Source organism: Microbispora sp. H11081 (assembly GCF_012999535.1).
In the GTDB taxonomy this organism is placed as follows: Bacteria; Actinomycetota; Actinomycetes; order Streptosporangiales; family Streptosporangiaceae; genus Microbispora.
In genome coordinates, this window is sequence record NZ_JABBWV010000006.1 from 340,500 (window position 1) to 363,432 (window position 22,933).

A 22,933-nucleotide genomic window follows, 5' to 3' on the forward strand; every position below is an offset into this window, starting at 1 on the left:
GGTTCCCGGCTCCGCGGGCGAGGCCGAATGTCGGAGCGCTTGGCTACTGTGCGGCGGGTGACGAAAAGGTGGGGCCAGGCCGCGATCCGGGGCACGGGCGACGCCGGGACGGGCCGCGACGGGACCGGCGCCGACGCCGCGGGCCGGGCCGCGGACAGGCGCACCCATGCCGAGCGGCGGGAGAGCAGGGTCGCCGCGGGCCTGTCCGAGCTTGAGCGGTGGCTGGCCGACCAGGTCGGGCACGGCATCGCGCAGGCACGGCAGACGGGACCGTCCGACTGGGACGACCTGGCCAGGCGGCTGGTCGACGCACAGGCGCCCGGCGTGGCGGGCACGGTCACCCGGCTCTCGCGGGTGCTCGGCGCCGAGGACTGGCCGGGCCTTCTCCTCGGGGAGTACGCGCTGCTCCATCTGCTCGCGGTCGCCCATCGCCGCTCCGCCGCACTGCCCGAGCCGTTGCGGCAGACCGTCCGGGCGCGGGTCGGCTTCCCCGTCACCAGGGAGTCCGTGCTCGCGACCCCGGCGGTTCGCGACCACTGGCACGTCGTCGGAGACCGGGACGAGGAGCAGGAGCGGCTGGTCGCCCGGCGCGTGTGGCTGGCGGGCCGCACGACGGGCCGGCGCGCGATGGTGCTGTCCTTCTCGCCCGCAGGGCAGCCGGCCGAGCCGTTCCCGCCGCCTGGCGCGACGATCGACGCCGACCTCGCCTTCTATCCCGGGGCGTCGCCGCTGCGGGCCCTGGTGGCGGGGCAGCGAGGACCCGTCGACGCGGGCCCGCCCCCGGGGACGGCGGTCTCCGAGGCGCCCGCGCTGATCGCGGAGGTGCTCGCGGCCGACCCCTGGACCGACTCGTGGCCGCTGGTGCTCGCCGGGGCCGTCCCCGGCATGGACGGCGTCGCCGACGGCGAGGGGAACGCGCTGCCGCTGCACCCGGCCGCGGGCGTCCCCTGGCGGCTGCTGGCCGTCTCCGGCGGGCGGCCGGTGACGGTCGCCGCCGAATGGACGCCACGCGGGCTGCTCCCCCTGACGGTCTGGGACGAGCGGGGCGGGGCGGTGCGGCTGTGAGCGGTGTGCGGTCACGCCCGGTGCGCGGTCATGAGGGGTGGCGCCGATGAGCGGTCCGTGGGAGGAGCTGGTGTCCACCGCGCTGGTGGGCGCGGGACGCCGGGCCGTCCCGCCGGAGATCCTGCTGGAGCGGGCGGCCGAGCAGGTGGTGCGGATGCGCGCGGGACGGCGGACGGGCAGGGCCGGGCTGCCGGCCGTCGCCCCTGAGGAGACGCTGCCGCCCGTGCCCGCCGCGGCCGCGGAGCGGCTGGCGCGGATGCTCGCAGGACAGCAGAGCAGGCTGCTGACGGAGTGGCTGGAGACCGCCGCCGCGCGGCGGGTGCGGGTCCCCGCCGCGCTGGTTCCCGGCCTGCTCGACCTCGGGGCGCGGGACCGTTCGATCCGTGCGCACCTGGGCGCGGTCACCGGAGCCAGGGGCCGCTGGCTCGCCGGTCTCAATCCCCGCTGGGCATACCTGCTGGCCGAGCCCGCGCACGTGCCCCCCGACCAGGTGTGGGAACTCGGCACGAGCGGCGACAGGCGGGCCTTCCTGACCGCGCTGCGCCGCGCCGACCCCGCGGCCGCCAGGGAACTGCTCGAACGCGGCTGGGACGCGGAGACGCCGGAGGACAGGGCCGCGTTCGTGGCGATCCTCGCCGACGGGCTCGGCATGGCCGACGAGCCGTTCCTCGAGGCGGTGCTGGACGACCGGCGCCGCGAGGTGCGGCAGGCCGCCGCCGACCTGCTCACCCGCCTGCCCGGCTCGCGCCTGGCGCTCCGGATGACCGCGCGTGCGCGCCGGTCCGTGACCGGGCACGGCGGCCGGTTGCGGGCGGAGCCGCCTGCGGCCTGCGACACGGCGATGGAGCGCGACGGCGTCAGGGCCAGGCCGCCGGCCGGCATGGAGACGCGGGGGTGGTGGTTGCAGCAGGTCGTCGCGCACACGCCGCTGTCGTTCTGGCCGGATCATCTCGCGATGCGGCCGGACGAGATAGTCAGGGCCCGGATCGGCGCGTGGGAGCGGGAGGTCCGCATGGGCTGGACCCGGGCCGCGATCCTGCAGCGGGACCCGACGTGGGCGCGCGCCCTGTTCGAGATCGAGCCGCTGACCGATCTGCTGACCGTGCTCCCGCCCGGCGAGCGGTCCCGCCGGGCGGCCGAACTGGTGGCGGGCCATCCCGTGGACGGCCAGATGGTGATGATGCTGGGCGGCGTGCCACGGCCGTGGGGGCGGCGGCTGGCCGTGGCCGTGCTCGAGAGGATCGCCGAGACCTTCCGGACGCAGCCGTGGAACGCCGGCGAGCTGACCCGGCTGGCCGGCGAGCGGTTCGACCCCGCCATGCACGAGCACGCGGGAAAGGTCCCGGAACTGGCCGAGACCCTGCGGTTCCGCTTCGACATGCTGAAGGAGCTCCAGTGACCACCGTTCTGCGCCCGCACGCGGAGGACCAGTTCGCCGACGAGCTGGCGATCCTCGCGAAGACCGACGACCGGCCGCGCCCGCCGGGCTGGCGGCTGTCGCCCTGGGCGGTGACGACGTACGTGCTGGGGGACGGCGGCCAGATCACGCCGAAGTACGTCGGCCCGCGCAGGATCGTCGAGGTCGCGGTGGCGACGCTCGCCACCGACAGGGCGCTGCTGCTGCTCGGCGTGCCCGGCACGGCCAAGACCTGGCTGTCCGAGCACCTCGCCGCGGCGATCAGCGGCGACTCGGCCCTGCTCGTGCAGGGCACGGCGGGCACGTCCGAGGAGGCCGTCCGCTACGGGTGGAACTACGCGCGGCTGCTGTCGGAGGGCCCGTCCCGCGCGGCGCTGACGCCGAGCCCGGTCATGCGCGCGATGACGGAGGGACGGCTGGCCAGGGTCGAGGAGCTCACCCGCATGCCGTCCGACGTGCAGGACGCGCTGATCACCGTGTTGTCGGAGAAGACGCTGCCGATCCCCGAGCTGGGGGAGGAGGTGCAGGCGGCCAAGGGCTTCAACGTCATCGCGACCGCCAACGACCGCGACCGCGGGGTCAACGACCTGTCGAGCGCGCTGCGCAGACGCTTCAACACCGTCGTGCTGCCGGTCCCGGCCACCACGGAGGAGGAGGTCGACATCGTCGCCCGGCGCGTGGCGCAGCTCGGCCGCTCCCTGGAGCTGCCGGAGATCGTGACCGGGCTGGAGGAGATCCGCCGGGTGGTGACGGTCTTCCGGGAGCTGCGCGCGGGGGTGACCGCCGACGGCCGGACCAAGGTCAAGTCGCCCAGCGGCACACTCAGCACGGCGGAGGTGATCTCGGTCGTCACCAGCGGGATCGTGCTCGCCGCCCACTTCGGGGACGGCGTGCTGCGCCCGGCCGACGTCGCGGCCGGCATCACCGGAGCGGTGGTGCAGGACCCGGTGTCCGATCGCGTGGTGTGGCAGGAGTACCTGGAGACCGTCGTCAGGGGCCGCGACGACTGGCGGGACTTCTACCGGGCCTGCCGCGATGCCGGCTGAGAGCGCCGCCCGCGCCGCGTCCGGTCCGCGGGCGCTCCCGGGCGGTCACCCCGGGAGCGACAGGGACGGCGGGGCTCGCCGAGGCCGCGCGGGCGCGCCCGAGGTGTGGGTGCTGGGGGTGCGGCACCACGGTCCCGGATCGGCCAGGGCGGTGCGGGACGAACTGCACAGAATCCGGCCCGACCTCGTGCTGGTCGAGGGCCCGCCCGAGGCCGACGGTCTGGTGCGGCTCGCCGCCGACCCCGGCATGCGCCCGCCCGTCGCGCTCCTGGCGTACGTGCCGGGCGAGCCGTCGCGGGCCGCGTTCTGGCCGTTCGCGGAGTTCTCCCCGGAGTGGCAGGCGATCGCCTACGCGGCCGGGGCGGGCGTCGAGGCGCGGTTCTGCGACCTGCCCGCCGCCCACGGCCTCGCGCTGGACGCCGAGCCCGTGCGCCGCGATCCGATCGGCGAGCTGGCCAGGGCGGCGGGGTACGACGACCCGGAGCGGTGGTGGGAGGACCTGGTCGAGCACCGCGGCGAGGCGGGCACGCTCGACGTGGTCGCAGAGGCGATGCGAGCCGTGCGCGAGGGGCACGTCGCGGAGGGCGTCGAGGCCAGGCGCGAGGCGTACATGCGCGCGACGCTGCGGAAGGCGGGGCGGGAGGGCTTCGCCCGCGTCGCCGTGGTCTGCGGAGCCTGGCACCTGCCCGCGCTGTCCCCGCCTCCGCCGACCCCGTCCACGGTGGCGGACGACGAGCGGCTGCTGCGCGGACTGCCTAAGGTCAAAGTCGAGATGACGTGGGTGCCGTGGACCCACAACCGGCTCGCCGCGGGCGCGGGCTACGGCGCGGGCGTCGTCGCCCCCGGGTGGTACGAGCACCTGTTCACCGCGCCCGACCGGCCGGTGGAACGCTGGCTCACCCGCGCCGCCGAGGTCCTGCGCAAGGAGGACCTGCCCGTCTCCTCCGCGCACGTCATCGAGGCCGTACGGCTGGCCGAGGGGCTGGCGGCGCTGCGCGGCAGGCCGCTCGCCGGGCTGTCGGAGGTCACCGAGGCGGTCAGGGCGGTGCTGTGCGACGGCGACGAGCCGAAGGTGGAGCTCGTCCAGCGGCGGATGGTCGTGGGGGAGCGGCTCGGGCGGGTGCCGGACGCCACGCCGATGCTGCCGCTGCGCCGGGACCTGCGCGACGAGCAACGGCGGCTGCGCATGAAGCCGGAGACCCTCACCGGGGAGCACGACCTGGACCTGCGCAGGCCGCTCGACCTCGGCCGCAGCCGCCTGCTGCACCGGCTCGCCCTGCTGGACGTGCACTGGGGGACGCCGCGGCGGGCCAGGAGCAAGGGGACGTTCAAGGAGTCCTGGTCGCTGGAGTGGCGGCCGGAACTCGACGTCGCGCTCGTAGAGGCCGCCGTGTGGGGAATCACGGTCGAGATGGCGGCGACGTCCCGCGTCCGCGACCTCGCGGCCGGCGCGAACCTGCCCGAACTGGCCGCGCTGGTCGAGCGCTGCCTGCCGGCCCATCTTCCCGGCGCGCTGCCGCACCTCCTCGGGCGGATCGAGGACCGGGCCGCGCTCGACGGCGAGGTGCGCCACCTCATGGGGGCGCTGCCCGCGCTCGTGCGGGCCCGCAGGTATGGCGACGTGCGCGGCACCGAAGGGCTCGCGGGTGTCACCGAGTCGATGCTCACCCGGATCTGCGCCGGGCTTTCCCCCGCGCTGACGGGGCTGGACGACGACGCGGCCCGCGCGATGGCGGCGCTCGTCGACGGCGTGCACGGCGCGGCCGGACTGATGGACGCGGCGGGGGCGCCGGGGACGGGGGCGCCGGGCGCCGCGTCGGCGGAGTCCGGCGGGACGACGGGGAGCGAAGGGCCGGCGGGGATGCCAGGCGGCGGGACGACGGGGAGCGGCCGCTGGCTCACGACGCTGGCCGCGATCGCCCGCCGCGACGACCTGCCGGGGCTGCTCGACGGCCGCATCGTGCGGATCCTGTCCGACGCCGAGGCACTGGAGGACGACGTGGCCACCCGCATGGCCAGGGCGATGTCGCCGGGCAACCCGCCGGCCCGGTCGGCGGCCTGGATCGAGGGCTTCCTGTCCGGGGGCGGCCTGCTGCTCGTCCACGACCCGCGCCTGCTCGCCGCCGTGGACGCCTGGCTCACCGGCCTGCCGCCCCAGGACTTCGCAGACGCGCTGCCGTTGCTGCGGCGCGCCTTTGGGGCGTTCCCCGCGCCCGAGCGCCGGATGATCGGACAGCGGATCCGCTCCGGCCACACGCCGAGCGGCGGCGCCGGGGCGGAGTACGACGACGGGCTGGCGGCGGGAGCCGTACGGACGGTGCGGGAGATCCTGGGGCGCGAGACGGGCGGAAGGCAGTGATGGACGGCGAGGACGAGCGGCTGCGCCGCTGGCGGCTGGTGCTCGGCGGCGCGGCGGAGGGAACGCTCGAAGGGCTGGACGCCCGGATGGACGCCGCCCTCGCGGCCCTCTACGACGAGCAGGACGGGCGCGGCGCCGGTCTCGGCGCGTCCGCGCCGCGGGTCGCCCGGTGGCTGGGGGACATCAGGGAGTGCTTTCCCTCCAGCGTCGTGCGGATCATGCAGAGGGACGCCATCGAGCGGCTCGACCTGACCCGGCTGCTGCTGGAGCCCGAGACGCTGGAGGCCGTCGAGCCCGACGTGCACCTGGTGGGCACGCTGCTCTCGCTGGGCAGGCTAATGCCGGAGCGGGCCCGCGAGTCGGCCAGGGCCGTCGTCCGCACGGTCGTGCGCGAGCTGGAGGAGCGCCTGACCAGGCGCACGCTGGCGGCGGTCGGCGGCGCGCTCGACCGCTCGGCCAGGACCCGCCGGCCGAGGCGGGCCGCCGACATCGACTGGGACCGGACGATCCGGGCGAACCTGGGCAACTACTTGCCGGAACGGAAGACCGTCGTGCCGTCCCGGCTGGTCGGGTACGCCCGCGGTCGGCGGGCCGTGCGGAAGGAGGTCGTGCTGGCCGTCGACCAGAGTGGATCGATGGCCGCCTCGGTCGTGTACGCCGGGGTGTTCGCCGCCGTGCTCGCCTCGATGCGTTCGCTGAAGACCTCGTTCGTGGCCTTCGACACGGCCGTCGCCGACCTCACCGACCGGCTGCACGACCCCGTGGAGGTGCTGTTCGGCACCCAGCTTGGCGGCGGCACCGACGTCAATCGGGCGGTTGCCTACTGCCAGACGCTGATCACCCGGCCGGCCGACACCATCTTTCTGCTGGTCAGCGACTTGTACGAGGGCGGGCCGCGGGAGGAGATGCTGCGCAGGATCGCCGCGCTGACCGCCGCCGGCGTCCAGGTGATCGTGCTGCTCGCGCTGTCGGACGAGGGGGCGCCCCAGTACGACCACGACAACGCGGCGGCGCTGGCCGCGATGGGCGTGCCGGCCTTCGCGTGCACACCGGACGCGTTCCCAGGCCTCATGGCCGCCGCCATCGAGCGCCGGTCCTACGACCAAGGTCGGATTTCCGCGCCCGGCCGCGATTTGTAAGGTCCGTTTTATGAATTCGGTGATGACCGCCCCGGGTGTCTTCAGCCGGCGATACCGCGCGCTGAGCGTCGGCATCGTGGCCCTGGGGATCCTCGTGGCGTTCGAGTATCTGGCGGTGGCGACCGCCATGCCGTTGATCGGCCGGGAGCTGGACGGCTACCACCTGTACGGCCTCGCCTTCAGCGGCGGCATGGCGGCCACGATCATCGCCACGGTGGCAGGCGGGCGCTGGGCCGACGTCCGGGGGCCGCTGCCCGTCCTGTGGACGGGAGTGGCGGGGTTCGTCGCCGGGCTGGCGGTCTCCGGGTTCGCGACCGTCATGGAGGTCTTCCTCGTCGGCCGGTTCCTGCAGGGGCTCGGCGGTGGCCTGTTCAACGTGGCGCTGTACGTCCTCGTCGCCCAGGCCTACCCCTCCGCCATGCACCCGCGGGTGTTCTCGGCGCTGGCCGCGGCGTGGGTGCTGCCGTCCGTGGTCGGCCCGGCGGTGACCGGTTTCGTGGCGGAGACCTGGAGCTGGCGCTGGATCTTCCTGGGTGTCGCGGTGCTGTCGGTCCCCGCCGCGCTGGTCATGTGGCGTGGGCTGCCCGCGACCGCCGCACGGCCGAGGGAGGCGAACGACCCGGCCTTCCTGCCCAGGTTCGCCTGGGGCGTGTGCGCCGCGGCCGGCGCGGCCCTGCTGCAGTACGGCAGCGGCGGGGCCGGCGCGGGCGTCCCCCTGGCGGTGGCGGGACTGGTGGTGCTCGCGCTGGCGCTGCCGAGGCTGTTGCCCAAGGGGACGCTGCGCGCCGCCCGTGGCCTGCCCACCGTGGTCGCGCTGCGCGGCCTGGCCGCGGGGGCGTTCTTCGCCGCCGAGGTGTTCGTGCCGCTGATGCTGGTGCGGGAGCGGGGGCTGAACGCGGCCGAGGCCGGTCTCGCGCTCACCGGCGGGGCGCTCGCCTGGTCGCTCGGCTCGTGGATCCAGGGCCGCAGGCCGCACGCGCGGACGCTGACCATCCGCCTGGGCGCGACGCTGATCGCGGCCGGGATCTGCGTCACCGCCTCCGCCGTCGTCCCGGCCGTGCCCGTCCCCGTCGTGTTCGCGGGCTGGGTGGTGGCGGGGCTGGGCATCGGCATGCTCTTCCCGACGCTGTCGGTGCTGGTACTCGAACTGTCGGCGCCGGGGGAGGAGGGCCGCAACAGCGCGTCGCTGAGCGTCGGCGAGTCGGTCTTCTCGGTCGTCGCCGTCTCGCTGACCGGCGCGCTGCTCGCCGCGTACGGGGGCCTGCCGTGGGTCTATCTGACGTGCCTCAGCCTGCTCGTCGTCATGGCGGCCACGGCGGCGCTCGTCGGCGGGCGTTCCGAGCACCGCCGTGAAGCGGGCACCATGGAGGTCTGCGAAGTCCCGGAGATTCGATAGGCGCCGTGTCCGGTCCGGCCACGGGCGGGGATCACCGGGGAGGAAACGAGGAGATCCGAGTGCCGCGTGTCCGGGAGCTGGAGGTCTTCAGGATGACCCTGCCGTACGGCAGGCGTCCGGAGACCGTCCTGGTGAAGATCACGGACTATGGCGGCATGGTCGGCTGGGGCGAGATCGTCGGCCCCGGTGAGGCCGGCTCGCTGGAGCGGGCCCTGCCCGCACTCGTGGGCCTCGACTGGGAGCACCCCCTGGAGCTGGGAGAAACCCCCTGGGGCTCGGCCGGCGACATGGCCTGCTGGGACCTGTGGGGCCGGATGAACGGCGTCCCGCTCGCCCACGCGCTCGGCGGCAGCCGCACGTCGCTGGTCGCGACCGTCAGGCTGACGGCGGACCGCTCCCTGGAGAGCATGGTGGCCCGGGTGAACCGGCACGTGTGCGCGGGCTACGGGCACGTGACGCTGGACGTCCACCCGGGCTGGGACGTGGAGCCGCTGCGCGCCGTACGCGCCGCCTACCCCGGCCTCGCCATAGCGGTGGACGGGCGCGGCGCCTACACCGAGATCGCCCAGCTGGAGGCCCTGGACGCCTACGGGGTGGTGGCCATCGAGCGCCCCTTCAAGGACCTGCTGACCAGCGCCGACCTCCAGGACCGGGTGTCGGCCGCGGTCGCGGTCGAGGTGAGCACGGTGGCCGAACTCGACGAGGCGGTCAGCGTCAGGGCGGGCCGGGCGCTGCTGCTGCGTCCCGCGAGGTTTGGCTCGCTCGGCGCCGTACGGCGCGCGCACGACCGCGCGGTGGAGGCCGGGTGGGACATCGTCTGCGCCGGGGGCCTCGGCGCGGGGCTCGCCCGGGCCGCGACGGTCGCCGTCGCCAGCCTGCCCGGCTGCTCCCTGCCCAGCGACGTCGCGGAGCCGCCGCGCAGCGCACAGGTGGTGCTCCCGCCGGTCGGCGCGTCAGGCGGGGTCGTCGCGGTGCCGCTCACCCAGCCGGGGCTCGGGCACACGGTGGACGAGGACCGGGTGCGCCGCATGGCGCGCGAGACGTTCCGCGTCTGATCCGCGCAGCCCGCCCGGTGAGTCACCGGGCGTGGTCACGGGCGGACGACGGGAGACGGGCTCACTGGCCCATCGCCGTGGGCGGCGCCCCGCAGCCGTCGTCGATCGGGCTCGGCGCCCCGGGCGAGAGCACGGGCGTGGGAGAGGGCGCGGGGGAGTGCCGGTGCCGGTGCCGGCGCGGAGCGGCGGGCGAGGATCCGGCCGTCGGCCCGGCCTGGGAATGGATCGAGGCGTGGATCGCCCTGGCCGTGAGCAGCCGGATCCGGTCCCAGTCGGGGTAGGCGGTGTTGATCAGCGGCGGCACGAACTGCAGGCTGTCGATCGAGCCGTGCTTGACCTTCCACGCCACCGGCACCAGGTGCTCCAGCATGGGCCGGGGCACGTCGGTGCGGATGAGCCCACGGGTCGCCGCCGCGATCTCCGTGAACCTCGTCAGCACCGTCGCGGGGTCGGCCTGGGAGAGCAGGGCCCCGAGCACGCACCGCTGCCGGTGCATGCGGTCGAAGTCGTCGCTGCCGGTGCGGGAGCGGGCGAACCACAGCGCCTCCGTGCCGGTCAGCCGCCGGGTGCCCGCCTTCACCAGGCCCTCGTCGTACCGGCCGTACACGATGTCGCGGTTCACCGACACCACGAGCCCGCCGAGGGCGTCGATCATCTTCGCGAAGCCCCAGATGTTCACCAGGGCGTACCAGTCGATCCGCAGGCCCAGGATGTGCCCGACCGTCTCCTTGAGGACCTCGGCGCCCATGTGCCGTCGCCCGCCGAACAGCTCGGGATGGTCGTCGGCGTACTGCCACACGGAGAACAGCAGGTCCTCGCGCCAGCCGGGTTGCGACTCTGGAAGTTGGAACCCGAAGGGGAACCTGACCGCCATGGGGCTGCCCGGAGGGAATCGGACGTGCTCCAGGTTGCGGGGCAGCCCGAGCAGCACCGTGTTGCCGGTCCGCACGTCCACGCTGGCGACGTTGATGCTGTCGGTGCGCATCCCGATCCGGTTGTCGCCCCAGTCGCCGCCCAGCAGGAGCACGTTGACCCGGTCGCGGCCCGCCCACGGGTCGTCCTCGCGTACGGCGCCGCCCGCCTGGCCCGGCCGGTCCTGCGCGGTGAAGAGCGCGTCGAGGGTCTGCTCGGACACGCGGACGTACCGGGCGACGACCGCGAACGGCACCGCGACGGCGACCGCGAGGACGCCCGCGACCAGGCCGGTGAGGATCTGCCCCGAGCGGGGGAGCCGGCCGGGACGCAGGACGACGTACGAGCGGACGACCAGACAGAACCAGGCGACGGCGCAGGCCGCGAACACCAGTGAGATCTGGCTCAGCCAGCCGAGCGCGCGCCCGGCGAGGCCCGCGTCGGCGCCCGTGGCGACGCTCGCTACCGAGACGACCACGACCACGTAGCCGCCGAGCAGGAGCAGCCCGGTGCGCCACCGGCCCGCCCGCAGATGCGCCGCGCCGGGCAGCACCGCCGACAGAGCCACCCAGCCGAGGAGCGCGGCGGCTCTCCGCACCTGCCCGCCGCGCCGCGTGGGCGGCGCGGCGCCCTTCCTGGGTGCCAGCTCAGGGGTGACCACGCGTCAATTGAAGCGACACCGGCCGCGGAAAACCGGCGACCGGCCCGGGGCGGGACAGTCCATACCGGCATTTGACCGGGACTCGACCCGCGAGTCGACCTGCGGGGGAACGGAGCCCTACCAGGGAAAGGCGAACAGGCCGTAGTAGGCGGCGGTCAGCAGCAGCAGCGTGGTCCCGCCGAGCACGCCGGCGATCACGCTCCTCTGCCAGGGTGTGGGCTCCCAGCCGTCCCGCAGCCCGCCGATCACGGCCATGAACGTCGTGACCGTCTGCACGAGCATCAGGATGGCGAGCAGCCGTACGACGAGCCACCCGGCCTGCACGGCGGGCCAGGCGCCCGCCTGATTGACGGAGAACAGCACGATGAGCGTGATGAAGGCCATGACCGCGGCCAGTTCGCCGAGCCCGGTCCAGGCCATCCGGCGCAGCCGCCGCCTGAGGGCGGGCCACAGGTGGACCGTGGCCTGCAGCCGCAGGTCGCGCCCGCGCAGCCGGACGACCATCTCGGTGACCGGCGCCGCCACGTAGCCGACCGCGGCCAGGCAGAGCGTGAGCCACAGGATGGTGCTGTCCCCCCACCACGGCGCGGCCGGCACGTCGCTCGCCACGAAGCGCTGCACCGGGGTCGCCCCCGCCATCGGCACCGACGGCCTGGCCGTGTGCGGCAGGTCCCTGATCCAGTTGGCCAGCGTCGGCAGGTAGTCCGGCGCGTACGTACCGCCCCGGATCCGCATCGCGTGGTCGGCGCCCGCGAGGAAGCGGATCGTGTAGCCGGTGTTGCCGCTCAGCGTCAGCGCGCCGGTGAGCGTCTCGGTGCTCTCCACGAAGGGGATGGACGGGTCCTCGGTGCCGTACAACGCGAGGACGGGCCGGCTGATCCCGCGCAGGGCGGGCACGCCGTCGTAGCGCAGGAAGTCGAAACCGACCCCGCCCATCGCGCGGGTGAGCAGGTCGCGCACGCCGGTCGGGGCGTGCAGGCGCAGCAGTTGCTCGTTCAGCGCCCAGGCGACCTGGCGCAGCGGCGAGACGTTCGGGGAGGAGACCAGGACCACGAACGCGGCGTGGGGATCACGGGCGGCGGCGATGGGGACGACCCAGCCGCCCTCGCTGACCCCCCACAGGCCGGCCCGCGCGGGGTCGACGTCCGGCCGCTCGCGCAGCACCCGCAGCATGCGCAGGGCGTCGTCGGCGAGCAGCCCGAAGTCGCGGCTGCGGAAGGAGTAGCCCACCGTCCGCTTGTCGTACGCCAGCGTCACGATGCCCGCCCGGGCCAGCCACTCGGCCTGCTGGGTGAACTCGCCGCCGTCGCCCGACCCCGAGCCCTGCACGAACACCATCGCCGGGTGGCGTCCCGGAGCCAGGGGCGCCCTGATCGTCGCCTTCAGCGTCTCGTTCCTCGCCGGCACGAGGATCGTCTCGGTACGGAACCCGTCGGCGCGGGCGACCGGCCGCACCTCGGCGGCGGGCTGGGGAGGTAAGTCGCTGAACTGGGGCGAAGCGGGCAGTGGTGGGGGATCGAAGGCCGGCGGGGAGAGCAGATGGCCGACTGCGGCGAGCAGCACCATCAACACCCCGGCGATCACTCCCAGAGTGCCCCGGCCGACGTTCATGAGGCCGCTCCCCCATGCGTGCGGGTGATACTCAGTCCAGGCTAAGTCATTACTCCTGATTTCCGGCGAGCACCAGAGGGACGGTTGGGGCCGTGTTTGTCGGCGGGACCTGTTAGCTTCCTGCGACATGCGCGTCCTGCACACCTCCGACTGGCATCTCGGCCGGTCGTTCCACCGCGAGAGCCTGCTCGGGGCCCAGGCGGCGTTCGTCGACCACCTGGTCGAGACCGTGCGGGCCGAGCGCGTGGACGTCGTCGTGGTCTCCGGCGACGTCTACGACCGGGCCCTGCCGCCCGTCGACGCGGTCGCCCTGTGCAACGAGGCGCTGGCGCGGCTCAAGGCCCTCGGCGCGCACACCGTGCTGATCAGCGGCAACCACGACTCCGCCGTACGGCTGGGCTTCGGCGCCGATCTCATGGAGCGGGTGCATCTGCGCACCGACCCCGGCCGGGCCTGGGAGCCGGTCGTGATCGGCGACACGGCGTTCTTCGGCATCCCCTACCTGGAGCCCGAGCTCGTCCGGGGGCCGTGGGAGCTGGCCGAGCGCAGCCACACCGCCGCGATGTCGTACGCGATGGACCGGGTCAGGGAGCACCCCGCGGCCCGCAAGGTGGTGCTCGCGCACGCCTTCGTCACCGGAGGGGAGGCGAGCGACAGCGAGCGGGACATCAGCGTCGGCGGGGTCTCCCACGTGCCGCTGGGCGTGTTCGCCGGGGCCGACTACGTGGCGCTCGGGCACCTGCACGGACGCCAGGTGATGAGCGAGACCGTCCGCTACAGCGGATCGCCGATCGCCTACTCCTTCTCCGAGGCCGGTCACACCAAGGGCTCCTGGCTGGCCGACCTCGCCACGGGCGGCACGGAGTTCGTGCCCGCTCCCGTGCCCCGGCCGGTGAGCACGGTGCGGGGCCGCATCGACGACCTGCTGACCGACTCCCGCCACGATCGGTACGAAGACCACTGGCTGCAGGTGACGCTGACCGACCCGGTGCGCCCGCGCGAGGCGATGGAGCGCCTGCGCCGGCGCTTCCCGCACACGCTGGCGCTCGCCTTCGAGCCGGACGGCGTGGCGCCGGGGCCGGCGGCCAGGGCGGCGATCGCCGGGCGGCCCGAGATCGAGGTGGCGCTCGACTTCGTCCGCGAGGTCCGGGGCGAGCCCGCCGACGACGAGGAACGGCGCCTCCTGGAGGAGGCGGTCGAGGCCTGCCGCATCAGGGAGAGCGCGTGAGCGCCCCGGCCCAGGCGGCGGCCCGGCGGGTGACGAGGCGCGGGCCCGGCCCGTGGACGAGTGTGGAGGTCCGGTGAGGCTGCATCGGCTGCGCCTGGTCGCGTTCGGGTCGTTCCCGGGAACGGAGGAGGTCGACTTCGACGCGCTCGGCGCGGCGGGTCTTTTCCTGATCCACGGGCCGACCGGCGCGGGGAAGACGACCGTGCTCGACGCCGTCTGCTACGCCCTGTACGGCCGGGTGCCCGGCCAGCGGGAGAGCGCTCGCAGCCTGCGCTGCGACCACGCGCCGCCCGAGCGGGGGCCGTCGGTGACGCTGGAGGTGACGATCCGGGGCAGGCGCCTGCGCGTCACCCGTTCCCCCGCCTGGATGCGGCCGAAGCTGAGGGGGTCGGGCCTGGTTGAGGAGAAGGCCAAGGCCCGGTTGGAGGAGCTGACCGAGCCCGGCGGGCAGTGGATCGTGCGCAGCACCCGCAGCGACGAGGTCGGCGACCTGGTCAACACGCTGACCGGCATGACCCTGGCCCAGTTCTGCCAGGTCGCGATGCTGCCGCAGGGCGAGTTCGCGAAATTCCTGCGGGCCGGTGGCGAGGAACGGCGGGAACTGCTCGAACGGCTCTTCTCCGTGCGGGTGTTCGGCGACGTGGAGCGGTGGCTCGCCGAGCACCGGACGCGCACCGGGCGGGACGCGCAGGAGCTGGGCCAGCGGGTCGAGTCGGTGCTCGACCGCATGCGCGGCGCGGCCGGCGACGACCTGCCGTTGCCCGAGGACGCCGCGGAGCCGGCCGCCTGGTCGGGACAGGTGCTCGACCTCGCCCGCGGCGCGCTCGCCGACGCCGTCGCGGCCGCCGCGCGGAGCGGGGAGGCGCTGCTGTCCGCCCGCTCCCGGCTGGAGGAGGGCCGGGCGCTGGCCGACCGGCAGCGCAGGCACGCCGGCGCCCTCGCCCGGCGGCAGGAGCTCGACGCGGCGGCGGACGAGCGGTCGGACCTGGATGCGATGCTCGACGAGGCGGCGCGGGCCGACCGGGTGGCGCCGCTGATCCGGCAGGCCGCCCAGCGGGCGGAGACCGCGGCCAAGGCGCGGCGGGTGGCCGCCGACGCCGCGCTCCGTGCGCTTCCCGGCCTTACGGCGCCGCGTTCCCTCCCGGGACCGGGCGCGGATCCGGGATCGGGCGTGGACTCGGGCGCGGGCCTGGGATCGGGCGTGGACCTGGGATCGGGCGTGGACCTGGGAGAGGTAGCGGGCCCGGATCCCGAGCGGCTGGCGGCGCTGGAGCGGGCGCGGCGCGACGAGATCGCCCGGGTGCGGCAGATCCTCCCGGAGGAGGCGCGTCTGCGGCAGGTGCGTGACGAGCGCGCGGACGCGGAACGCGCGCTGACCGGGCTGACCGAGGAGGAGGCCGGGCTGACGCGGCGGCTGGCGGCCCTGCCGGCCGAGCGGCTCGACATCGAGGAACGGCTCGCGCGGGCGCGCGCGGCGGCGGCGAGCCTGCCGCACCTGACCGCCGTGCGGGACACCGCGCTGCGGGTGCGGGAGGTCGGCGAGCAGGCCCGCCTGCTGGACGAGGAACTGACGCGGCTCGCCGAGGAGGAGGCGCGGGCGAGGGCCGCGCAGGCGGAGCTGCCCGCGTCGCTGGCCGGCGCGGAGGAACGGCTCAGGGGCTTGCACGGCATGGCCGCGCGCGTGCCCGCGCTGGAGGCCGCCGCCGGCCTGGCGCGGGAGCGCCTGGACGCGGCGCGGCTGCGTGACTCACTGGCCGCCGGGCTGGAGGAGGCCGAGCACGACCGGCGCGCGGCCGTCGACCTGGCCCAGGAACGCCGGGACCGGCTCCAGGAGGTCCGTCAGGCCAGGATCGACGGCATGGCCGCGGAACTGGCGGCGGGGCTCGTGCCCGGGGAGCCGTGCGCCGTCTGCGGGTCCGGCGAACACCCGCGCCCCGCGGCGCCGGCGGGACGGGTCGCGACCGCGGACGACGAGCGGGCGGCCCAGGAGGAGTTCGACGCCGCCCAGCTGGCCCGTGAGGAGGCGGAGGCGGCCGTCGCCGCGCTCTCGTCGCGGCTCGGCGACGCGACGGCGCGCGCCGCGGGCCTGTCCCAGGACGACGCGTCCGCCGCCGTCGCGGACGCCCGCGAGGAGCTGTCGCGGCTGCGCGAGGCGGAGACGGCGGTCGCGGGGGCAGAGGAGGAGGTCCGGCGGCTCGCGGCGGAGCTGGAGGCGGCCCGCGACCGCGCCGCCGAGCTGACCGGGCTGCTGACCGAGGCCAGGACCAGGCGGGAGGCCCTGCTCGCGGAGGGCGAGCGGCTCGCCGCCGGACTGGAGGGCGACCTCGCGGCGGCGGAGGCGGACCTCGAACGCGCCCGGTCCCTGGCCGCGGCCGAGCGGGAGCTGGCCGTCCGCGCCACCGGGCTCGCGGCCGAGCTCGAGGAGCTGGGCACGCGGGCCGCGCGCACCGGCGCGGCGATCGCGGAGGCGCGGGCGCACCGGGACGGGCTGGCGGCCGACGAGCGCAGGCTGGCCGAGGTGATCGATGCCGCCCGCGGCGAGGACGCGTCGCTCGCCGCCCGTCTCGACCGGCTGGAAGAGGAGGCGGACCTGCTCAGGGAGGCCGCCGAGGCGGCGGCCGAGGCGGCCGCGGCCGACCGCGAGAGCCGGGCGGCGCGGACGGAGGCGGCCGTGGCCGCCGCCGGTGAGGGGTTCGCGAGCGTGGAGCACGCGGCCGCCGCCGTCCGCGCGCCGGAGGACCGGGAGGCGTTGGCCGAGCGGCTGGGTCACCTGGACGCCGAGCGCGCCACGGTCGAAGGGCTGCTGGCCGACCCCGAGCTGGTGGCGGCGGCGGCCCGGCCCGCCGCGGACCTGCCGGAGCTGGAGGCCGGCCACGAGCGGGCCGAGCACGACCACGCCGCCCGCACCTCGGCTCGGGACCGGGCACAGGGCAGGCTCGGCCAGCTCACCGGGCTCGCCGGCGAACTGGACGCCGCGCTGCGCGCCTATCGGCCCGCCGAGGAACGGCACCGCCTGGCGCGCCGGCTCGCCGAGCTGGCGACAGGGACGTCGGGCGACAACCGATGGCACATGCGGCTGTCCGCGTACGTGCTGGGGGAGCGGCTCCGCCAGGTCGTGGACGCGGCGAACGAGCGCCTCGACCACATGTCGGGTGGTCGCTACCTGCTGCGGCACGACATGAGCCGGTCCGCGGGCGACCGGGGCCGGTCGGGCGGCGGGCTGGGCCTGCGCGTGCTCGACGCCTGGACCGGCGTGGAACGCGACCCCGCCACGCTGTCCGGCGGCGAGAGCTTCGTCACCTCGCTCGCCCTGGCGCTGGGCCTGGCCGACGTGGTCACGGCGGAGGCGGGCGGCGCGGAGATCGGCAGCCTGTTCGTGGACGAGGGCTTCGGCACGCTCGACGACGAGACGCTCGACGACGTGCTCGACATCCTCGACGGCCTGCGGGAGGGAGGCCGCGCCGTCGGCGTCGTCAGCCACGTCGCCGAACTGCGGGTGCGCATCCCCGCGCAGCTCCGCGTGATCAAGGGCAGGTCCGGCTCGGCCCTGTCGCAGCGCTGACGCTCTTGGTCGGTCGTGGCGAGAGAGGTCACGGGCAAGGCAAGGTCAAGCGCTCTGCAACCGTGCGGTCCTATCAACGGCTTGTGAGGCCGCGGAGCCCACCACGAGGGCTTCGCCTGACCGGCCGAGCGGCACAGCCGCCGATGAGAGGAAGCGTCATGAAGAGCATCCGCAGGAGCACCGTCATGGTCGTCACCGTGGGCGCCCTCGCCCTAGGCCTGGCGCTTCCGGCCGGGACGGCCAACGCGTCCGCCTACAAAACGTTCACCTGGAAGAAGGGCTCGACCGCGGGCGACTGCACCATGTACAGCGGCGGCGCCGACTGGACGGCCCCGACATGGACTCTCTATCCGGACGGCACGGCCCGGTTCGACGCCACGCTCACCAGTCTGTCGGGTGACGACGCCTGGCTGATGTGGGCGCATCTCAAGGACGGGAACGGCGCGCTGCTCGCCGACATACGCATACCCGGCAGCACCAGCACCAAGTTCGTCAAGAACCTGCCTCTCGCCTGGCCGCGGAAGTATCGATGGCTGGCCGAGGGCCGGTTCGACCCCAGCTTGTATCCCCTGATCAAGCGCATGTCGCTGAGCAAGCACTGCTGAGAACGTCCTAGGGAGCGGGCTCGCCCGCCGGCGTGGTGAGCGCGGCCAGGGCCCGCAGCGCAGCCGCAGGATCGTCGGCGAAGAACCGCAGCCGCCGGACGGCCGTCGCCGGGCGTACGGCCTGCCAGGGACGGCGCGGAAGGGACACCTCGATCGGTTCCCGCAGGTCGACCACGAGGTTGGTCTGGGACGAGACCGCGATGACGAGCTCGCCGTCCGAGAGGCGCAGGAGCCTCCTCTCGTCGTAGCGGCGGTCGATCCGCGCCGACACGACGAGATCCGCCGGGACGTCCAGGCTGAACATGCGGCCGTACCGCAGGCGCAGCGCGTCCGGCCCGATGGTGTGCGGCCGGCGGGCGCAGCCCACCATGAGGCCGAGCACGCCGAGGACCGACGCCGCGTCGAGAGCCAGGATCACCAGACGCGGCACGTCGGGCAGCCCGAATCTGCGCAGCAGCAGGTCCATGGCCACGGTCTCCAGGACCAGCACGGACAGCAGCACCGCCATCGTCGGCGTCTGCTCCCGGCTGTAGCCGGCGGCGTGCCTCACGACGCCCCGTCCGCGAGCAGCGCCATGGCCTGCCGTGCGACCTCGGCCTGCGCGGGGGACAGATCGGCGAGGAACGCCCGGGCGAACGGGTCGTCGTCGGCGGGCATCGCGGAGGCCAGCGAGGCGGCGAGCTCGGGAGGCAGGTGCGCGGCCAGGTCGGCGGCGAGTGCGCCGACACGGGGATCGGCGGGATCGGCGCCGTCCAGCTCCGCCAGCCTCCGGTGCAACTCCTCGGCGCGGGCGACCGCCTCCGGTGTGGTCATGGGCCGCATCAGCTCCAGCAAGCGATCCCGGTCCTCCGGCTCGGCCGCCGCGTCGAGGAGGGCGAGTAACTCGGTCTCCGCAGCCGCGAACGGCGAGTCGCGCACGGGTTCGAGGCACCGCAGGAAGCCGGCCATCTCCGGCGAGACGGCGTCGTCCGGCGACGGCGACTCCTCGCTCAGCAGCGCGGCGAGCCGCTCGCGCCTGGCTCTGATCACCGCCTCCTGCCGGGCGAGGTCGGCGTCCAGCTCCAGCAGGATCTCCCGCAGTTCCCGGGCGCAGTCGCCGGCCAGCACGTCGCGCACCTCGTCCAGCGACAGGCCCAGCTCGGTCAGCCTGCGGGCCCGGGCGAGGCGGAGCGCGTCGCGCAGGCCGTACTCGCGGTAGCCGTTGACCCGCCTCGGCGGCTCGGGCAGCACGCCCTGGTGGTGGTAGTGCCGCACGGTACGGGTGGACACCCCGGCCAGCGCGGCGAGTTCTCCGATCCGCATGCCCCAATTGAAGACATTGACGTAGCGGCAAGGTCAACAGCTCACCCGGGCAGCCATCGGGCGATGAGCAGATAGCCGCCGTAGACGAGCGAGGCGACGGAGACGAGCAGGAAAAGCAGCACCCAGAAGGTGCCCGGCACCCGGGTCAGCCGGGCGAGCTGGTCGGCGTCGGAGTCGGGGGCGCGGCCATGCCGCCGCTTGCTCCGCAGTTCGAGGATCGGCCGTACGCCGCCGAGCAGCAGGAACCACGCGGCGGCGTACGCGCAGGCCGACTGGACGTTCGGCGGCGCGAACCACGACAGCGCGAAGACCGCGCCGCCCACGGCGAGCAGCGAGAGCGCGCCGAAGAAGTTCCTGATCATGAGCAGCATGCACACGAGCAGCGCGAGCACGGCCCACAGCAGCATCGTGATCCGCCCGTCGGCGACCAGCCAGGCCGCCCCGAGCCCGATCAGGGAGGGCGCGACGTACCCCGCCGCGGCCGTGGCGATCATGCCGGGCCCGGTGGGCCTGCCTCTGGTGAGCGTCACGCCCGAAGTGTCCGAGTGAAGGCGGATGCCCCGCAGCTTGCGCCGGGTCAGCACCGCGACCAGCGCGTGCCCGCCCTCGTGCGCGATCGTGATCAGCCCGCGTGAGATGTGCCACGACTGGGGGTAGGCGACGACGCCGAGGGCGGCGAATCCGGACAGGACGGCCAGCCAGAGGGGAGGCGCGATCTGTACGGCGGTCAGGTGGTTCCACAGGGCCTTCAGGGGGGTCACCCCCGGAATCGTACGGCGCACGCCCCCTGGCCGCGGACGCGCCGGGCGGCTGAGGCCGGCGACCTTACGAGGACGGTTACCTTCTAGATGTGGCTGAGCGGCGTATGCGTGGACTGCGTGGATTGAGTGGGCTGATGAGGGCGAAACCGGAGCAGGCTCCCGAGCACTCGATGGATCCGCGTGCGGACGAGGAGGAGCCGTTCCGGCAGAGTGTGATCGACAACGCCGTGTACGTGGACGGCGAGCGCGTGGACTCGCCGCTCTCGCTGGGCGGCGCCATCGCCGCGCTGCGCTCGCGGCCGGGCGCGATGGCGTGGATCGGCCTGTACCGGCCGGAGGAGGCCGAGCTCATCAAGGCGGCCGAGGAGTTCGGCCTGCACGAGCTCGCCATCGAGGACGCCATCGTCGCCCACCAGCGGCCCAAGGCCGACCGGTACGGCGACACGCTGTTCGTGGTGCTGCGGGCCGCCCAGTATCTCGACCAGCCGGAGAAGGTGGCGTTCGGCGAGCTGCACGTGTTCGTCGGCCCCGACTTCGTGCTGACCGTACGGCACAGCGAGGCGCCCGACCTGTCCAAGGTGCGCCGGCGCATGGAGTCGGACCCCGACCTGCTCCGCCAGGGGCCGCAGGCCGTGCTGTACGCGATCCTCGACGCGGTCGTGGACGGCTACGCGCCGGTGGTCGCCGGGCTGCAGAACGACATCGACGAGATCGAGGTGCAGGTCTTCGGCGGGGACCCGGCCGCGCCCCGGCGCATCTACGCGCTGTCCCGCGAGGTCATCGAGTTCCAGCGGGCCACCAGCCCGCTCGTCCCGATGCTCGACGGCTTCATCGCGGGCTCGCCGAAGTACGGCGTGAACGAGGAGCTGCAGCGCTATCTGCGCGACGTGTCCGACCACGCCATCACGGTCACCGAGCGCGTGGCGGGCTTCCGGCAGATGCTGCAGGACATCCTCGTCGTCAACTCGACACTCGTCAGCCAGCAGCAGAACGAGGAGATGACCAAGCTCACGGCCGCGAGCATCGCCCAGGGCGACGAGGTCAAGAAGATCTCCGCCTGGGCGGCCATCCTCTTCGCCCCGACGCTGGTCGGCACGATCTACGGCATGAACTTCGACCACATGCCCGAGCTGCACTGGGTGCTCGGCTACCCCATAGCGATCATGCTCATGGGCGTCGTCTGTCTCACGCTCTATCTGGTCTTCAAACGCCGCGACTGGCTCTGACGCCCGCGCGGCCGCCGCCCTCGGGCCGGGGTATGGGCCGGCCCGGGACGTGGGGCGCGTCCCGGGCCGGCTCAGTGATCCTCATGGGTGGTGTCCGACAGATCATGGCCCTGCCGGGCGTGGACCCCGCCTCGCCGCGTCGTCGTCGCCCATGGCCGCGCCATGGCCGCTCCTCCGCCTCGCGAGGCGTGCATCAGGATCCACGCTCGCGACCGGCAGCATCCGTCGGACTCTCCCTAGCGCTTCACGCGCACCCAGTCGGTCCCGCTGGAGGACGGACGGGCCTCACCGTTGCCGGCGAAGACGACCTTCCAGTAGCCGGACGCCGACGCCGTGGTCTTGCCCCAGAGCTTGCCGGAGCCGTTCGTCCACAGCGTCTTGACGTAGTGCCAGGAGCCGCCCGGCTTCTTGAACCAGACGGTCACCTTCTGGTGGCCGTACCCCTCCCAGCCGTGGTCCCAGACCTGCAGCTGGCCGGTGAAGGTGAGGTACTTGCGGTACTTCACCGGCTCGGGGGAGGCGTTGAACTGGACCACGCGGGTGCCCGCCCGGGGCACGCTGACCGTCACGTAGTCGGTCGCGCTCGCGGTGTACGCCGCGCCGCCTGTTCCCTCGAACTGCGCCCGCCAGGTGCCGGAGACCTCGGCCGTGACGTCCACGGCGAACCGGCCGTGGGAGTCGGTCCTGTCGGTGGTGACGTACTGCCAGCTGTAGCCGCCGGCCGGCTTGAAGAGGATCTTCACGCCGCGTCCGGGGTAGCCGCTCCAGCCGGCGAAGCCGGAGATCTCCAGCCGGCCGCGCAGGCGCAGGGTGTCACCGACGTCGACGGGCTCGGGGGAGGCGTCGAACCCGGTGATGCGGGTGCGGCTGACCGCGGCCTTGACGTCGACCCGGTCGCTGTCGCTGGTCGCGGGCTCGGCGTCGGTCGCGCCGGCGAACTCGGCCCGCCACCAGCCGGTCCTGTCGGCCTTCTGGTAGACGGAGAACCGGCCGCGCCGGTCGGTCGTGACCGAGCCGACCCGGCTGTAGGAGCCGCCGACCGGCTTGAAGGCGATGTCCACCCGCTGGCCGTCGTAGGCCTGCGGGCCGTCGCCGTCACGGAAGGTCAGCGCGCCGGTCAGCTTGATCCGGTCGCCGCGGTCGACGACGTCGGGCGCGGCGTCGAAGTCGAGGTCGGTGGTCCAGTGGACCTGGAACTCCTTGCTCGCGGTGCCGCCGCCGGCCCGCACCTGCAGCTTCCAGACGCCCGGCTCGTCGTCGAAGGTGAAGCCGTACTTCGCCGAGTAGACGCCGTAGCCCGCGGGGGTGGGGCGGAGCAGGACGACGCGGCCGTCACGGTCGACGAGCCTCGCCGCGCCCCTGTCGGACGCCTTGTAGGTGAAGGTCGCCGTCGTGCCGGAACCGGCGGAGACGACCACGGGACTGGGGGAGACGGTCAGGGCGCTCGGACCCGCTGCCGTCGCCGCGCCCGCTGCGGCCGGGAGCGCGACGAGGACCGCGCCTCCCATGACCACTGCCGCGATCGCGGCTTGAATGCGTTTCAACATTCCGGTGAACCATCCTTCCGGTGGTTGAACGCGGCCTGAGG

Annotated in this window: 17 protein-coding genes; 11 read left to right on the top strand and 6 right to left on the bottom strand. The window is 74.6% G+C overall.

Annotated features, from left to right (window positions below; translation table 11 throughout):
- Positions 1-57: 57 nt before the first annotated feature.
- The 7 genes from HHX31_RS18580 to HHX31_RS18610 are packed head-to-tail and all read left to right on the top strand — an operon-like array spanning position 58 to position 9,477.
- Positions 58-1,065 (top strand): SWIM zinc finger family protein, encoded by a 1,008-nt coding sequence (locus tag HHX31_RS18580; protein ID WP_169949540.1) that lies wholly within the window; start codon positions 58-60, stop codon positions 1,063-1,065.
- A gap of 46 nt (positions 1,066-1,111) precedes the next feature.
- Complete coding sequence (locus HHX31_RS18585) at positions 1,112-2,464, top strand: DUF5691 domain-containing protein (RefSeq protein WP_169949541.1); 1,353 nt, start codon at positions 1,112-1,114, stop codon at positions 2,462-2,464.
- Positions 2,461-3,528: an AAA family ATPase gene (locus tag HHX31_RS18590; protein WP_169949542.1), complete on the top strand. Its 1,068-nt coding sequence runs from the start codon at positions 2,461-2,463 to the stop codon at positions 3,526-3,528. The genes HHX31_RS18585 and HHX31_RS18590 overlap by 4 nt, the downstream gene beginning before the upstream one ends.
- Positions 3,518-5,887 (top strand): DUF5682 family protein, encoded by a 2,370-nt coding sequence (locus HHX31_RS18595; RefSeq protein ID WP_249346111.1) that lies wholly within the window; start codon positions 3,518-3,520, stop codon positions 5,885-5,887. Before HHX31_RS18590 ends, HHX31_RS18595 begins: the two co-directional genes overlap by 11 nt.
- Positions 5,887-7,026 (top strand): VWA domain-containing protein, encoded by a 1,140-nt coding sequence (locus tag HHX31_RS18600; protein ID WP_169949543.1) that lies wholly within the window; start codon positions 5,887-5,889, stop codon positions 7,024-7,026. The genes HHX31_RS18595 and HHX31_RS18600 overlap by 1 nt, the downstream gene beginning before the upstream one ends.
- Before the next feature lie 22 nt (positions 7,027-7,048).
- Complete coding sequence (locus HHX31_RS18605; protein ID WP_249346112.1) at positions 7,049-8,422, top strand: MFS transporter; 1,374 nt, start codon at positions 7,049-7,051, stop codon at positions 8,420-8,422.
- 59 nt (positions 8,423-8,481) lie between these two features.
- Positions 8,482-9,477 carry an enolase C-terminal domain-like protein gene (locus HHX31_RS18610; RefSeq protein WP_169949544.1) on the top strand — a complete coding sequence of 332 codons (996 nt, stop codon included), beginning with the start codon at positions 8,482-8,484 and terminating at the stop codon, positions 9,475-9,477.
- Positions 9,478-9,538: 61 nt separating this feature from the next.
- On the opposite strand, the gene HHX31_RS18615 is transcribed toward HHX31_RS18610, so the two are convergent.
- Positions 9,539-11,050 carry an LCP family protein gene (locus HHX31_RS18615; protein WP_169949545.1) on the bottom strand — a complete coding sequence of 504 codons (1,512 nt, stop codon included), beginning with the start codon at positions 11,048-11,050 and terminating at the stop codon, positions 9,539-9,541.
- A gap of 117 nt (positions 11,051-11,167) precedes the next feature.
- Positions 11,168-12,661, bottom strand: a complete 1,494-nt coding sequence (locus HHX31_RS18620; protein ID WP_169949546.1) for a S9 family peptidase — start codon at positions 12,659-12,661, stop codon at positions 11,168-11,170.
- Positions 12,662-12,788: 127 nt separating this feature from the next.
- Between HHX31_RS18620 and HHX31_RS18625 the strand changes: the two genes are divergently transcribed.
- The 3 genes from HHX31_RS18625 to HHX31_RS18635 all read left to right on the top strand — a co-directional run bounded on the left by HHX31_RS18625 (position 12,789) and on the right by HHX31_RS18635 (position 18,056).
- Positions 12,789-13,889, top strand: coding sequence for an exonuclease SbcCD subunit D (locus HHX31_RS18625; RefSeq protein ID WP_169949547.1), 1,101 nt, complete (start codon positions 12,789-12,791; stop codon positions 13,887-13,889).
- A gap of 73 nt (positions 13,890-13,962) precedes the next feature.
- Positions 13,963-17,451 (top strand): AAA family ATPase, encoded by a 3,489-nt coding sequence (locus tag HHX31_RS18630; protein WP_169949548.1) that lies wholly within the window; start codon positions 13,963-13,965, stop codon positions 17,449-17,451.
- 158 nt (positions 17,452-17,609) lie between these two features.
- Entirely contained in the window at positions 17,610-18,056 is a 447-nt protein-coding gene (locus tag HHX31_RS18635; protein ID WP_169949549.1) for a DUF6294 family protein, read from the top strand.
- A 7-nt stretch (positions 18,057-18,063) separates the two neighbouring features.
- Here HHX31_RS18635 and HHX31_RS18640 read toward each other — a convergent pair whose 3' ends face one another.
- Genes HHX31_RS18640 through HHX31_RS18650 form a run of 3 tightly spaced genes read right to left on the bottom strand, consistent with a single transcriptional unit; the run spans position 18,064 to position 20,110 of the window.
- Positions 18,064-18,606 carry a hypothetical protein gene (locus HHX31_RS18640; protein WP_169949550.1) on the bottom strand — a complete coding sequence of 181 codons (543 nt, stop codon included), beginning with the start codon at positions 18,604-18,606 and terminating at the stop codon, positions 18,064-18,066.
- The gene (locus HHX31_RS18645; RefSeq protein WP_169949551.1) at positions 18,603-19,358 is read right to left on the bottom strand and encodes a MerR family transcriptional regulator; all 756 of its coding nucleotides are present in this window, start codon (positions 19,356-19,358) and stop codon (positions 18,603-18,605) included. Before HHX31_RS18645 ends, HHX31_RS18640 begins: the two co-directional genes overlap by 4 nt.
- A gap of 41 nt (positions 19,359-19,399) precedes the next feature.
- Entirely contained in the window at positions 19,400-20,110 is a 711-nt protein-coding gene (locus HHX31_RS18650; protein WP_211589947.1) for a M50 family metallopeptidase, read from the bottom strand.
- Between the two features lie 143 nt (positions 20,111-20,253).
- Here HHX31_RS18650 and HHX31_RS18655 point away from each other — a divergent pair, with 143 nt between their 5' ends.
- On the top strand, positions 20,254-21,345 hold the full coding sequence (locus HHX31_RS18655) for a magnesium and cobalt transport protein CorA (protein ID WP_249346113.1): 1,092 nt from the start codon (positions 20,254-20,256) through the stop codon (positions 21,343-21,345).
- A 236-nt stretch (positions 21,346-21,581) separates the two neighbouring features.
- On the opposite strand, the gene HHX31_RS18660 is transcribed toward HHX31_RS18655, so the two are convergent.
- Complete coding sequence (locus HHX31_RS18660; protein WP_169949553.1) at positions 21,582-22,892, bottom strand: hypothetical protein; 1,311 nt, start codon at positions 22,890-22,892, stop codon at positions 21,582-21,584.
- Between the last annotated feature and the right edge of the window lie 41 nt (positions 22,893-22,933).

Bases quoted from the DNA above. Each gene is read 5' to 3' on its own strand.
- HHX31_RS18585 (WP_169949541.1), top strand. From the start codon at position 1,112: ATGAGCGGTCCGTGGGAGGAGCTGGTGTCCACCGCGCTGGTGGGCGCG.
- HHX31_RS18595 (WP_249346111.1), top strand. From the start codon at position 3,518: ATGCCGGCTGAGAGCGCCGCCCGCGCCGCGTCCGGTCCGCGGGCGCTC.
- HHX31_RS18600 (WP_169949543.1), top strand. From the start codon at position 5,887: ATGGACGGCGAGGACGAGCGGCTGCGCCGCTGGCGGCTGGTGCTCGGC.
- HHX31_RS18605 (WP_249346112.1), top strand. From the start codon at position 7,049: ATGACCGCCCCGGGTGTCTTCAGCCGGCGATACCGCGCGCTGAGCGTC.
- HHX31_RS18620 (WP_169949546.1), bottom strand. From the start codon at position 12,661: ATGAACGTCGGCCGGGGCACTCTGGGAGTGATCGCCGGGGTGTTGATG.
- HHX31_RS18625 (WP_169949547.1), top strand. From the start codon at position 12,789: ATGCGCGTCCTGCACACCTCCGACTGGCATCTCGGCCGGTCGTTCCAC.
- HHX31_RS18635 (WP_169949549.1), top strand. From the start codon at position 17,610: ATGAAGAGCATCCGCAGGAGCACCGTCATGGTCGTCACCGTGGGCGCC.
- HHX31_RS18645 (WP_169949551.1), bottom strand. From the start codon at position 19,358: ATGCGGATCGGAGAACTCGCCGCGCTGGCCGGGGTGTCCACCCGTACC.
- HHX31_RS18655 (WP_249346113.1), top strand. From the start codon at position 20,254: ATGAGGGCGAAACCGGAGCAGGCTCCCGAGCACTCGATGGATCCGCGT.
- HHX31_RS18660 (WP_169949553.1), bottom strand. From the start codon at position 22,892: ATGTTGAAACGCATTCAAGCCGCGATCGCGGCAGTGGTCATGGGAGGC.